At 69.2% G+C, this 13,007-nt stretch carries 12 protein-coding genes; 6 read left to right on the forward strand and 6 right to left on the reverse strand.

The window, feature by feature from the left end; all coding sequences use genetic code 11:
* Nucleotides 1–14: 14 nt before the first annotated feature.
* Together ACS5PN_RS02715 and ACS5PN_RS02720 are read right to left on the reverse strand one after the other, a co-directional pair.
* Entirely contained in the window at nt 15–983 is a 969-nt protein-coding gene (locus tag ACS5PN_RS02715; RefSeq protein ID WP_439462404.1) for a Bug family tripartite tricarboxylate transporter substrate binding protein, read from the reverse strand.
* Nucleotides 976–1,896 carry a LysR family transcriptional regulator gene (locus ACS5PN_RS02720; protein ID WP_439462405.1) on the reverse strand — a complete coding sequence of 307 codons (921 nt, stop codon included), beginning with the start codon at nt 1,894–1,896 and terminating at the stop codon, nt 976–978. The genes ACS5PN_RS02715 and ACS5PN_RS02720 overlap by 8 nt, the downstream gene beginning before the upstream one ends.
* A 122-nt stretch (nt 1,897–2,018) precedes the next feature.
* Here ACS5PN_RS02720 and ACS5PN_RS02725 point away from each other — a divergent pair, with 122 nt between their 5' ends.
* Nucleotides 2,019–3,089, forward strand: coding sequence for a porin (locus ACS5PN_RS02725; protein ID WP_439462406.1), 1,071 nt, complete (start codon nt 2,019–2,021; stop codon nt 3,087–3,089).
* A 16-nt stretch (nt 3,090–3,105) separates the two neighbouring features.
* Complete coding sequence (locus ACS5PN_RS02730; RefSeq protein WP_439462407.1) at nt 3,106–4,440, forward strand: hypothetical protein; 1,335 nt, start codon at nt 3,106–3,108, stop codon at nt 4,438–4,440.
* Nucleotides 4,441–4,505: 65 nt separating this feature from the next.
* On the opposite strand, the gene ACS5PN_RS02735 is transcribed toward ACS5PN_RS02730, so the two are convergent.
* Together ACS5PN_RS02735 and ACS5PN_RS02740 are read right to left on the reverse strand one after the other, a co-directional pair.
* Entirely contained in the window at nt 4,506–4,820 is a 315-nt protein-coding gene (locus ACS5PN_RS02735) for an energy transducer TonB (RefSeq protein ID WP_439462408.1), read from the reverse strand.
* Between the two features lie 226 nt (nt 4,821–5,046).
* Nucleotides 5,047–5,979, reverse strand: coding sequence for an inositol monophosphatase family protein (locus ACS5PN_RS02740; RefSeq protein ID WP_439462409.1), 933 nt, complete (start codon nt 5,977–5,979; stop codon nt 5,047–5,049).
* A gap of 108 nt (nt 5,980–6,087) precedes the next feature.
* Between ACS5PN_RS02740 and ACS5PN_RS02745 the strand changes: the two genes are divergently transcribed.
* From ACS5PN_RS02745 to ACS5PN_RS02760, 4 genes are all read left to right on the forward strand, one after another.
* A complete protein-coding gene (locus ACS5PN_RS02745; protein ID WP_439462410.1) occupies nt 6,088–6,834 on the forward strand; it encodes an RNA methyltransferase in 747 nt (248 codons plus the stop codon).
* Nucleotides 6,835–6,844: 10 nt separating this feature from the next.
* The gene (gene cysE, locus ACS5PN_RS02750) at nt 6,845–7,621 is read left to right on the forward strand and encodes a serine O-acetyltransferase (protein ID WP_439462411.1); all 777 of its coding nucleotides are present in this window, start codon (nt 6,845–6,847) and stop codon (nt 7,619–7,621) included.
* Between the two features lie 42 nt (nt 7,622–7,663).
* Nucleotides 7,664–8,287 (forward strand): hypothetical protein, encoded by a 624-nt coding sequence (locus tag ACS5PN_RS02755; RefSeq protein ID WP_439462412.1) that lies wholly within the window; start codon nt 7,664–7,666, stop codon nt 8,285–8,287.
* Nucleotides 8,288–8,394: 107 nt separating this feature from the next.
* Entirely contained in the window at nt 8,395–11,682 is a 3,288-nt protein-coding gene (locus ACS5PN_RS02760; RefSeq protein WP_439462413.1) for a ligand-binding sensor domain-containing protein, read from the forward strand.
* Between the two features lie 3 nt (nt 11,683–11,685).
* Here ACS5PN_RS02760 and ACS5PN_RS02765 read toward each other — a convergent pair whose 3' ends face one another.
* Both ACS5PN_RS02765 and ACS5PN_RS02770 read right to left on the reverse strand, forming a co-directional pair.
* The gene (locus ACS5PN_RS02765; RefSeq protein ID WP_439462414.1) at nt 11,686–12,177 is read right to left on the reverse strand and encodes a hypothetical protein; all 492 of its coding nucleotides are present in this window, start codon (nt 12,175–12,177) and stop codon (nt 11,686–11,688) included.
* Nucleotides 12,170–13,006, reverse strand: coding sequence for a hypothetical protein (locus ACS5PN_RS02770; RefSeq protein ID WP_439462415.1), 837 nt, complete (start codon nt 13,004–13,006; stop codon nt 12,170–12,172). The genes ACS5PN_RS02765 and ACS5PN_RS02770 overlap by 8 nt, the downstream gene beginning before the upstream one ends.
* Nucleotide 13,007 lies beyond the last annotated feature (1 nt).

Raw genomic sequence — 13,007 nt, forward strand, 5'->3', positions numbered from 1 at the left:
GAGCCGCGCATTATCTAGTCGGCCGGTACCCGCAGCGCCCGCTCCCTCTCCTTGGCGATGCGCGCCGCAAAGTCGGCCGCACTGCCGCCCGTCGGCAGGTTGCTGACGTCCAGAATCCTGGCGCGGATGTCGGGCTGGCGCAGGGCTTCGTTGACGACCGCATTGATCAGGCGCAGCCGCTCCGGTGGCACGCCGCGCGGTGCGAACAGGCCGAAGGTGGAGACCAGGTTGGCCTCCGGGAAGCCCAGTTCGGCCAGCGTCGGCACGTCGGGCAGCACCGGCAGCCGCGTCGGCGAGCCGATGGCCAGCGGCTTCAGCAGGCCGCGCTGCACGTATTGCAGCTGCTGCGCGGCGACGTTGGACGACAGCAGTTCGAACTGGCCGGCCAGGGCGTCGGTCAGCTGCTGGCCGCCGCCCTTGTAGGGTATGTGGGTGATGGCCACACCGGCCGCGCTGCGGATCTGCGCCAGCACCATGTGGCCGACCGTGGCCTGGCCGGAGGTGGCCCAGCGCAGCTTGCCCGGCGCGGCCCGCGCGGCGGCCAGCATGGCGGCGAAGTTGGCGGGCTTGAACGAGGGATGGGCCAGCACCAGCACCGGCGTGTCCATCAGGCTGACCACCGGCGTGATGTCGTGCAGCAGGGCCTCGCTGCCGCGCCCCGTCGGCTGCGAGGGCGCCGCGGCGGGCGCAAAGACCAGGGGTGAGATGGCGCAATAGGCCAGCGTATAGCCGTCAGGCGCGGTGTGCGCCAGCGCCTCCAGCGCGACCAGGCCGCCAGCACCCGCACGGCTCTCGACGAGGACCGGCACCTTCAGCCGCGCGCTCATGAAATGCGCCAGGCCGCGCGCCGTGTCGTCGCTGACGCCGCCGGGAGGGTAGGCCACGACGAGATGGATGGGCCGCGACGGCCAGGGCTCGTCGGCACTCCAGGCCGGTGAGCACAGGGCGGCGCCGGCGCTCGCCAGCAGCGCGCGCCTATGCATCGCGATGGGTCTGGGCGATGCGGCGCGCCAGCGCAAGGAAGGTGCCCGTCGGGCCGGCCTGGTCGTGGCTGCGGTAGGCCAGCGTCAGCGGGGCTTCGAGCTGGGCATGCTTCTCCAGCGGCCGGCAGACGATGGAGTGGGCATGCATGCCCCGCATCGAGGCCGGTACGACCGAGATGCCGGCGCCGGCAGCGACGAGGTTGAGGTTCATCGTCATGCGGTCGACCTCGATGAAGCTGCGTGGTCGCACGCCGTGGCGTTCGCACAGGGCCAGCAGGTTGGCATAGAGGCCGGGCGCGCCCGGACGGCGCACGAGGATGAGGTCCTGGTTTTCCAACTCGCCCAGAGGTACGGGCGTGGTCGATGCGCGTGGCACCGAGGCCAGACGGTGGTCCAGCGGCAAGGCCAGCAGGGCCGGCTCCGTCAACAGGGTCTCGAAGCCGACGCCCTCGGGCTGGGCCACCGGCACGCGCAGGAAGCCGCAATGCAGCTTGCCCTTGGCAATCGCCTCGGTCAGCCCGGCGGCGTTGTCCTCGGTCATGGTCAGCGCGATGCCGGGCTGCTCGCTGCGGCAGGCGCGCAACACCGCCGGCGTGAAGGCGTGCGCGGCGGCCGAGCTGGTGAAGCCGATGGTCAGCACGCCATGCTGACCGCTGGCCAGTCGCGCCATGCGGTCGCGCATGTCCGTGAAGTCGCGCAGCAGGCGCTTGGCCTCCTCGAGGAACTGGCGGCCACCGTCGGTCAGGCTCACCCCCTTGGGATGACGGTGCAGCAGCACCAGGCCGAGCTCCTGCTCCAGCGCCTTGATCTGCTGGCTCAGCGGCGGCTGCTGCATGCCGAGCAGGGCCGCGGCTCGTGTCATGTGGCCCGTCTCGGCCACGGTCACGAAGTAGCGCAGATGGCGCAGCTCCATGTTGTCTCCATATTTATTAAGTCTTCTGTCGAGGTGTTTACTGTATTTGACGCTATGAGGTCGCGTCACTAAGGTCCGGCCCGGATTCCGATCTGCCACAACACAAAGACCAGGAGACAAAGATGAAGACAAGAATTTCGAGGGTGGCTTTTCTCGCCCTGACCGCCGCGGCAGCGAGCGTTCAGGCCCAGCAGACCAGCAGCGTGCAGCTGTTTGGCCTGCTGGACATCGGGGCGCAATACCTGAAGGCCGATGGCGTGGGCAAGCGCTGGCTGGTCAACAGCGACGGCAACACGTCCAGCCGCGTCGGCGTGCGCGGCACGGAAGACCTGGGCGGCGGGCTCAAGGTCGGCTTCTGGCTGGAGTCGGCAGTGGCCGTGGACGACGGCACCAGCGGCGCCACCAGCAGCAACAACAAGGATTCGGTCAGCGGCGGCCTCACCTGGGGGCGGCGCGCGACGGTGCAGGTTTCGGGCGATTGGGGCGAACTGCGCCTGGGCCGCGACTACGTGCCGTCCTTCGGCAACCTGACCACGACCATGCATCCCTTCGGCACCAACGGCGTCGGCAGCTCGGGCCTGATGTACTACCCGGTGGCCGCCAACGGTACGACGGCGCGCACCAATGTGCGGGCGTCCAACTCCATCGGCTACTTCCTGCCCGCGGGCCTGGGCGGCGTCTATGCCCATCTGATGCTGGCCCTGGGCGAGCAGGGCGATGGCCCGACGCACAAGGACGGCGAGCTGACGGGCATCCGCATCGGCTGGCGCAACGAGGCCTTCAATGTCTCGGCGGCCACGTCGAAGACGCGCTATGCGACGGGCGACTACACGCAGAGCAATGTCGGCGCAGCCTGGCAGATCGGGCCGGTCAAGCTGATGGGCCTGTGGGGCCAGAACAAGGTCGGCGTCACCAGGACGACGGCGCGCATGATCGGCGGGCAATGGCAGGTCGGCGTGCAGGACGAGATTCGTTTCGCCTACACGACGCTGGACGCGAAGAACGTGGCCAGCGACGCGACCCATCTCGCGCTGGGCTGGGTGCATGACCTGTCCAAGCGCACGGCGCTGTATGCCAACGTCGCGCGCATCGACAACAAGGCGGCGGGCGTACGCTTCAATGTGGGCATCGCGCCGACGCAGCCGGGCGGCAACAGCAGCGGCGTCGAGGCCGGCGTGCGACACAGTTTCTGAGCAGAAAGACAGCGAGATGAAGACGACGATGAAGTGGGCGGGGGCAGGGATGCTGCTGGCGGCGGGCTTGTCTCCCGCCGCGGCTTTCGACACCGCGGCCGAGATCCCGCCCGTGTCGACGGCGTGCCCGCAGAACGTCGGCGAAGGCACGACCTGCCTGGCGGGGCGGGACAGTGCCGGTGCCTTCTATCTGATCGCCATGCCCAAGGCCTGGAACGGCGACCTGGTGCTGCATTCCCATGGTGGCCCCTTCCTCGGCGCGCCGACGGCCAAGCGCGTGGCTGAAGACCTGGAGCGCTGGTCGGTCATGCCCCGCCTGGGCTATGCCTGGGCGGCGTCCAGCTACCGCCAGGGCGGGGTGGCGGTGACCGCTGCCGCCGAGGACACCGAGAGGTTGAGGCAGCTCTTCATCGACAAGGTGGCGAGACCGAAGCATGTGTGGCTGCATGGCCAGTCCTGGGGCGCCAGCGTGGCGGCCAAGGGGGCGGAGCTCTTCACCGAGGGCCGGCCCTACGACGCGGTGCTGCTGACGGCCGGCGTGCTGGGCGGGGGCACGCGCAGCTACGACTTCCGTCTCGACCTGCGCGTCGTCTACCAATACCTCTGCCACAACCACCCGCTGCCCACCGAGACGCAGTACCCGCTCAATATCGGCTTGCCGACGGATGCCAAGCTGACCCAGCATGAACTGGCGCGGCGTGTCGACGACTGCCTGGGGCTGGACAAGCCGGCGGCCCAGCGTTCGGCCGAGCAGGCAGCCAAGGTGAAGACCCTGGTTGATGTCATCCACATCCCGGAGCGCAGCATCGCTTCGCATCTGAATTGGGCGACCTGGCATTTCCAGGATGTCGTCCAGAAGCGCACCGGCGGCGCCAGCCCCTTCGGCAATGCGGGCGTGGTCTACGCCGGTTCGGCGGATGACGCGGCGCTGAATGCGGGGGTGCTGCGCTACACGGCCGATGCCAAGGCCGTGGCCACCTTGGCAGCGGATGCCGACCTGAGCGGGCGCATCCCGGTGCCGGTGCTGACGGTGCATGCCATCCACGACCCGACCGCCGTGGTTGAGTTGCAAGACAGCTTCGGCCGCGCCATGGCGGCGGCCGGGCGCGAGGCGGCCCTGGTGCAGACCTACACCGGTGACCGCGACCACAGCTATCTCAGCGACCCGACCTATGCGGCGCTGATGGAAGCCTTGTCGGCCTGGGCGACGCAGGGGAAGAAGCCGACGGCCGAGGGCGTGGCGGCGGGCTGCGAGAAGGCGAGGGCGGCGCTGGGGGCGACCTGCAAGTTCGAGCCTGGGTTCACGCCCAAGCCCTTGGACACCCGCGTGCCGCCGCGGGCGAAGCCATAAACGAACAAGGCCCGCGATGCGGGCCTTGTTGATTCAGCGAAGCTTCGAGTTATCGAAGCGTCTAATCAGTCTTCCGACTTGAACACCAGCTTGACTTCGTGGGTCTGGGCGGCGCCCGTGCCTTCGAACTTCCACTGGCTCAGGGCTTCGGTGGCGGCGCGGTCGAACACGCGCTTGGGTTCGGCTTCCACGACTTCGACGTTGGAGACCTTGCCGTCGCCGGCGATGGTCATCTTGGCGCGGACGCTGCCGGCGCTGATGTTCTTCTTGACAGCTTCGCTGGGGTACTCGGGGGCGACCTTCTTCAGGACCTTGGCATCGGCGTGAGCCAGGGAAGCAGCGGCGACGAGGGCGAGGGCGACAGCGGAACGGGCAAACATCGGAGGCGTCTTTCGGTGAAGTTGGGTGGTCTGGATGAAGCGGCTTGTGACCGCGTTGCAGCACGCATTCTGTCCAGCTACCCTCCCTTGGGTAAGGGGTATGGCCGTGCAGAAGTCACACACGAATGGCCGGGTTAGCCCGTAGATAGCGCTAGCGCCAACTCCTTCACGTCCATCCAACGAAAAAGCCCTCGCGAGAGGGCTTGTTTCGGGGATCAGGCGGGCCTCAGACCGGCGCGTCGTCGCTGGCGTCCTTCTTGATGCGCACCGGAGCGCGCTTCTTCGGCGCGGCCGCGGCCGGCACCACCTCGACGACCGGGGCTGCCGGCGCGGCGGCGTCTTCTTCCTTGATGACGCGGGTGTAGGGTGCCAGCATGGTGACGAGCTGGGCGTAGATCTTGGGGTTGCCGCAGACCACTTCGCGCTGGTGCAGGAAGTCGGATTCGCCGGTGAAGTTGCCGATCAGGCCACCGGCCTCGGTGACGATCAGCGAGCCGGCCGCCAGGTCCCAGGGCTGCAGGCCGGTCTCGAAGAAGGCGTCGTAATAGCCGGCGGCCACATAGCAGAGGTCCAGGGCGGCAGCGCCCGGGCGGCGCAGGCCGGCGCAGTGCTGCATGACTTCCTCGAACATCTTCACGTAGCGCTTGAAGTTGTCGCCGCGGCGGAAGGGGAAGCCGGTGCCGATCAGCGCGTCGCTCATGCGGGTGCGCTTGGACACGCGCAGGCGGCGGTCGTTCAGGAAGGCGCCGCGGCCCTTGGTGGCGTAGAAGAGGTCGTTGCGGGTCGGGTCGAAGACGACGGCCTGCTGGACGACGCCGCGGTGGGCCAGTGCGATGGACACGCAATAGACCGGCAGGCCATGGATGAAGTTGGTGGTGCCGTCCAGCGGATCGATGATCCAGACGTATTCGGAATGCTTGGCGCCGTGGGTGCGGCCCGACTCTTCGGCGAGGATGCCATGGTCCGGGTAGGCGCCCAGCAGCGTCTCGATGATCACCCCTTCTGCGGCGTGGTCGACCTCGGTCACGAAGTCGTTCGGGCTCTTGGTGTTGATGCGCAGAGCTTCGAGATCCAGCGAGGCGCGATTGATGATGGCGCCGGCCGCACGTGCCGCCTTGATGGCGACATTGAGCATGGGATGGTGAGACGTTTGCAGCATGCGTGGCACTCGCTGGGAAGAAGGGGCTGACAGGGGGAAAGAGCGGCGGGGCGCCCTAAGACGCCCCGGATAATCGCCAGATTCTAGCCGCAGCCCCCGTAGTAACCCGTGGAATCCACACGCTTCGTTCTGATCAACACCAGCCATGCCGGCAACGTCGGCGCCACGGCGCGGGCGATGAAGGTGATGGGATTCAAGGATCTCGTGCTGGTGGCGCCGCGCTTCCCCGATGTGCTCTGCCATGAGGAGGCCGTGGCCATGGCCAGCGGCGCTGCCGACATCCTGGCCCGCGCCCGTGTCGTCGAGACCCTGGCCGAAGCCCTGGACGAGGTCGACTTCGCCTGCGCCACCGCCATGACGCCACGCGACTTCGGCCCGCCGACGCGCGAGCCGCGCTCCCTGTTCGCCGAGCTGGCCGCCCGCGAGGCCGCGCCGAGGCTGGCCCTGGTGTTCGGCTCCGAGCGCTATGGCATGAGCAACGAGGACGTCTACCGCTGCCATGCGGTGCTCAGCATCCCGACCCATCCTGACTACGGCTCCTTGAACCTGGCCCAGGCTGTGCAGCTGCTGGCCTATGACCTGCGTCAGGCCGTGGGCGGCTTCGGCGTGCAGGCCCGCACGCCCGATCCCGAACTCGCCGATGCGCGCGCCGTGCAGGGCCTGCTGGAGCATCTGCAGGCTGCACTGATCGACATCGGCTACCTCGACCCGGGGGCGCCCCGGAAGCTGATGCCACGGCTGAACCAGCTTTTCAACCGGGCCGCCCTGACGAACGAAGAGATCCACATCCTGCGCGGCATCGCGCGGCAGATGCAGAAGACCTCAGTCCCGGCAGGCCCAAGCCAGGACTCCTAGACTCCGCGCCATGTTTCAACGCCTGCGCGAAGACATCGCCCTGATCCTCGAACGCGATCCGGCCGCAAGGTCGACGTGGGAGGTGCTGACCTGTTACCCGGGTCTGCATGCGTTGTGGATGCACCGCCGCGCCCACTGGTTCTGGCAGCGCGGCTTCAAGTGGCTGGGCCGCTGGACCTCGCACTGGGGCCGCTGGCTGACGGGCATCGAGATCCACCCCGGCGCACGCATCGGCCGCAAGGTCTTCATCGACCATGGCATGGGCATCGTCATCGGCGAGATGGCCGAGATCGGCGAGGGCTGCACCATCTACCAGGGCGTGACGCTGGGCGGCACCTCACTCGTCAAGGGCGCCAAGCGTCATCCGACGCTGGGCCCGGGCGTCATCGTCGGCGCCAATGCCAGTGTGCTGGGCGGCTTCACGGTCGGGGCCGGTGCGCGCATCGGCTCGGGCGCCGTCGTCACCAAACCCGTGCCTGCTGGCGCCACAGCGGTGGGCAACCCGGCCCGCATCATCGAGGCCGAGAGCGACCAGGCCCGCGAGGAGGCCGCCGCCAAGATGGGCTTCTCCGCCTATGGCGTGACCCAGGGCGACGACCCGGTGGCCATGGCCATGCGCGGTCTCATCGACAGCGCTTCGGGCCATGAGCACCAGATCACGCTGTTGTGGAACGCGGTCTGCAAACTGTCCACGCAGGCCGGCCGTCCGGTGGGCGACTGCGTGCCCGACGATGCACAGCGCAACGAGGCCTTCGACGCGGCCGAGATGAACCGCCTCGTGAAATAGCCGGCTTAGACTGCGCGCCCACACCAACAGGGGAGCGCAGTCTTGGAAGAGCCGGAAGTCCATTCGCATCACCATGGCGGCCACAGCGGCCACCGCTGGTTCGACATCACGGCCTCCGTCTGCGCGATGGTGGTGTCCTTCGCCTCCCTGTATCTGGCCATCCATCATGGCCACGTGATGCAGGAGATGGCCGAGGCCAATGCCCGCATGGTCACGGCCACGTCCTGGCCCCAGGTCAGCTACTCGACGAGCAATACCGATGTGACGGGCCAGTTCACGCGGCTGCGCTTCAGCCTGACCAACAAGGGGGTCGGCCCGGCGCGCATCGAGGGCATGGAGGTGAGCTACGAGGGCAAGCCCGTCCAGAGCGTCCAGGATCTGCTCAAGACCTGCTGCAGCACCGGCGGCAAGCCTTCGGGCCTGGCCTGGCGGCTGTCAACGGCCAACGGGGAGATCCTGCGACCCGGTGAGGAGAAGGACTTCCTGCAACTCGACAAGAGCGCCAACGAGGAGCTGTGGGCGCGGGTCAACGACTTGCCGGGCAAGGTCACCGTCAAGGCCTGCTACTGCTCCGTCTTCGATGAATGCTGGGTCACGGACAGCCGGGCCAAGAAGGCCGCCAAGGTCAAGGCCTGCCCGACCGACTGGGCGCAATACGGGGATTAGGACGGCCGAATAAGCCCAGACCCGCGGCTGGTTTGCGCGCGGGTCTGCTGGCGTGGATGAGAATCGGCGATCCCGGACCATGAGGGTCCGCCACCAGACCGCCCGCTGTGCTTCTGCGCGAGTTCCGACTGCGGCTTTCTCCGGCTTGGCGCCTGGCGCTCGGCCTGGTGATGGCCGTCGCGTGGCTGGCCGTGCAGGCAGCACCCACGCCAGCGCCGCGGCGCTGGTCCAGCCTGGCCGACATCAGCTTCCAGCACCTGACCCAGGAGCAGGGCCTGCCCAATGCCATCGCCACCGCCATGGCCGAGGACGGCCAGGGCTTTCTGTGGGTGGGCACGCTGGGCGGCCTGGCGCGTTGGGACGGCTACCGCTTCAAGGTCTACAAGGCCGACGCGCAAAGGCCCGGCGCCTTGCCCGACAACTATGTGCAGTCCCTGCACGGCGACGCCAAGGGGCGGCTGTGGGTGGGGACGAGTGCGGCGGGCCTGTTCCGGCATGACCCGGCGACGGACCGTTTCGTCGCCATTCCGGTCGGCGGGCCCCAGGGCCTGATCCATGTCAGCGTGCGCCAGGTGATGGACGATGGCGCGGGCGGCCTCTGGGTCGTCACCGATGGCGGCCTGGACCATCTGGACCCTGACAGCGGCCGCATCCAACATGCCAGCGCGGCGGGTGGCTGGGCCGCAGCCGCCGGTACGCGCGTCTGGGCCGTGCTGCGCGACCGGCGCAACCAGCTCTGGATCGGCAGCGCCGCCGGCCTGTTCCGCCGACCGGCGGCCGACGCAGGCCTGCAGGCCGTGCCCTTGCTGGCAGGCCGGGTCGTCCAGCCCCAGGCCCTGGCTGAGGACAGCGCCGGGCGCATCTGGGTCGGCGGCATGCACGACGGCGTGTTTGTGCTGGGCCATGAAGGCGAGGCACCGGCCGTCCAGGTGCGCGAGGCCGGCATCGAAGGCAAGGCGGAGGTGCTGGGCAACAGCCAGATCACCAGCCTGCTGGAGGTGCAGCCCGGCGAGATGTGGGTCGCGACCCTGGGCCAGGGACTGGTGTCCTTCGATGTCGAGCGCGGCGACAGCCGGCGCATCCGCCATGTGTCGGCCTGGCCGGTCAGCCTGGCGGACAACGCCCTGCGCACCCTCTATCGCGATCGCGCCGGCCTGGTGTGGGCGGCGTCCAACCGCGGCCTGAGCCGCTACGACCCGCGCCAGGGCGGCGTGCTGACCCGCCTGGGCATCAGTCCCGAGAACGAAGATGTGCTGGACGCGCGCTTCATCAGTGCCGAGATCAGCTGGATCCTGCCCATGCCTGAGGGGCGGCTCTGGCTGGGCACGCACAAGAGCGGCATCGACATCCTCGATGCCACCGGCACGCGTGTCGCTGCGCTGCGGCCCGATGCGAGCAAGCCCGAGACCGCCTTGCCCTCCGACATCGTGCTGGGCATGGTGCGCGTGGCGGATGGCAGCGTCTTCATCGCGACCAAGCGTGGCCTGTACCGGTCCGACGCGGACGGGCGACGCCTGCGCCGCGTGGCCCTGGACGGCCGGGATCCGGCGGCGTCCACCTGGGCCCTGCTGGCCGACGGCGGCACGCTGTGGATTGGCGGCCAGTTCGACGGCGTGTGGCGGCTGGACTTGGCCAGCGGTCGCGCCGCAGCCGTCAAGCCGGCAGCGCCGGGTCTGACCGACCAGCGCATCATGGTGCTGGCGCGTGGCGCCGCCGGCGAGCTCTGGGTGGGCACGCGCAATGGTCTGAATCGCGTCGACACCGTCAGCGGCAGCGTCGAGCAATACCCGGCCGGGCGGACACTGTCGCACGGCCTGTCGGCTGGCTTTGTCACCGCGCTGATGCTGGACGGCGAGCGGCGGCTCTGGGTGGGCAGCTATGGCGGTGGCATCGATGTGCTGCCAGCGCCGGGCAAGGGCGACGCCCTGCTGCGCGTGGGCGTGGCCCAGGGCCTGCCCGATGGCACCGTCAATGCGCTGCTGCAGGACGGCGAAGGCCGCGTCTGGGCCAGCACCGACGATGGCCTGGCGCGCATCGAGCCGGCGCACATGGCCGTAAAGGCCCTGCGCCGCGCCGAGGGCGTCATCTTCCCGACCTACTGGACCGGCTCCGCGGCGCGTACCGAGCGCGGTGAACTGCTGTTCGGCGGGGCTGGCGGCATGACCGTGGTGCTGCCAGAAAGGCTGCAGTCCTGGAGCAACAAGCCCGAGGTCCTGGTCGCCGATGTGCAGATCGGTGGGCGCTCGGTCGGTTTGGCGCCGGGCGGCGAGGCGCGGCTGGATGTGCCGGCCGACGGCAACAGCCTGGCGGTGGAATTCGCGTCCACCGACTTCTCGGCGCCCGAGCGCAACCGCTATGCCTACAAGCTCGAAGGCTATGACGCCGGGTGGACGGCGGCCGACGCGGCACGCCGCCTGGCGGCCTATACCAATCTGCCGCCGGGTGACTACCGGCTGCGCCTGCGCGCCTCCAATCGCGACGGGCAATGGAGCGAGCGCGAGCTGTCCCTGCCCGTGACCGTCAAACCGAACTGGCATGAAACCTGGTGGTTCCGCGCCGCCTTGGTGCTGCTGCTGGGCCTGCTGGTGCTGGCGACGGTGACCGCGCGCACGCGGCTGCTGCGCCACCGCCAGCTCGAACTCGAGCACAAGGTGCGTGAGCGCACGGCGGCGCTGCGTGCCCTGCACGAAGCGCTGGAAGAGAAGACGCTGGAGCTGCAGCGCAGCAGCGTGACCGACCCGCTGACTGGCCTGCACAACCGCCGCTTCCTCAGCGAGCACATCGAGCAGGACCTGGCCGTCGGCCTGCGTCGCGCCCAGGAGGTGAGGGCCGCGGGCGGCCAGCCGCTGGACACGGACTGCGTCTTCCTGCTGCTGGACATCGACGCCTTCAAGCGCATCAATGACCGCTACGGCCATGCCGCCGGCGACGAGGTGCTGGTGCAGTTCGGCGCGCGGCTGCGGGCTGTCATGCGCGAGTCGGACTATCTGGTGCGCTGGGGCGGCGAGGAGTTCCTGGCCGTGGCGCGCGACACCGACCGCTCACGCGCCGAGGAACTGGCCGAGCGCATGCGTGCCGCCGTGGCGGACAAGCCCTTCCGCCTGGACGATGGCATCGAGCTGGACGTCAGTTGCTCCATCGGCTTTGCCTGCGTGCCTTTCGAGATGGAGAGGCCGGCGTCGCGCAGCTGGCAGCAGGTCGTCAACCTGGCCGATCTGGGGCTGTACGCCGCCAAGCGCTCCGGCCGCAATGCCTGGGTCGGCGTGCACACGGCCCTGGGGCGGGCAGCCGGTGGGCAGCGCGTCGTCGGCGGCTTCGGCCTCAGCAGCAACCGCAATCTGGACGATGTGGCGGCGGCCCTGGCCGAGCCCGGCACGGTGGAGAACCAGGCCTGAGCTTCAGCGGGCAGCGGGCCTCTCGGCCAGGCGGCTGGCCAGCTCTGCGTCCATTGCCTGGATGGCCTCCGTGGCGTCGGGGGCCGGATGCGACAGGCCGCACAGGCCGGCGCGCCAATGCCCGGCCCTGGACAGGTAGAGCAGGTGCTGGCGCGACTGGCCCCAGCTTTCGTAGCCGCATAGGGAGCCATCGACTTTCTCGACCACGAACGCCGAGGTCTCCGTCAGTTCACCCTTCCAGCGATGCTTGACGACCAGATGCAGCAGCGCGCGGCGCCGCAAGGGCGAATCATGGCCGAGCACGTGGTTGCGCGAGAACCAGCGGGTGCTCGGCTCCGACGACTCGCCCACGACTTCGGCGAGGACGACTACCTGCGCATCGGCCCATTGGCGCTGCCGGTCCGCGGCTTCGTCCTCCGGTCGCATGCAAGTGCAGGCGAGCGAAGTGCCGGCCAGGCTTGTCAGCAGCAGGGCAAGAGCGATGCGCTTATGCATCGGCGCTGCTCCATCGGTCGGGCCAGCGGGCCAGCCACAGGCCGGCGGGCAAGGACGCAGCGACCATGGCCAGCAGCACGATCAGGGGCGGTGCCGCATTCGCTGCGGGGTAGGGCCACTGCGGGCTGTCGTCGGCGTCCAGCAGGGTGCTGCACGCGAGCGCGCACCAGATGGCGGTCGCGACGAGGATCGCTGTGCGGGGAACGCCCGGGCTGCGCGGCCACAGCAGCCGCCAGGTGAAGCCGACGGCCAGTCCGCCCAGCATGTAGTACAGCGCGATCTCGAGGTCGGAAGGGAAGGGGGATTCGGGCTTCCACGCGCTGTAGATCAGGCCGATCAAAGGCCACAAGAGTTGCGGGTGCAGCACGACAAACAGGCCGACGGCGAGGCCGGCAGCGGTCGCGGCGACGGCTCCCAAGCGCTGGCGATGCAGCAAGAGGCGGTCGAATCCGCGGCGCCAGACCAGGGCAGCCACCGTCCCGACACCGATCCACAGCAGCAGCACCGCGCCGATGCCCAAGACCGCCGGCAGGCCTTCGCGCCAGGCCGCGGACCGCAACAGTTCCAGGAGGAAGAAGGTGGCTGCGGCGATGCTCAGGCCGATCCAGGCCCGCTTGAACAGGCGCGCTGCCATCAAGCCTGAAAGGAGAAAGACCGCCAAGCCCGTCGCGACCGCAGGCACTGGCTCCTGGCGCAGCCTCGCCATGTCTTCGATCAGGGCGACCGGCAGCAGGCCGTACCACAGCACCATCCCGCCGAGCAGCAGGGCCTTCAGCGCTGTCGCGCCGCGCTGCAGCATCGAGGGCCGGGCTGCAAGCGGCGTCGACATG

It is taken from the genome of Roseateles sp. NT4 (assembly GCF_051857475.1).
Taxonomy (GTDB): Bacteria; Pseudomonadota; Gammaproteobacteria; order Burkholderiales; family Burkholderiaceae_C; genus Pelomonas.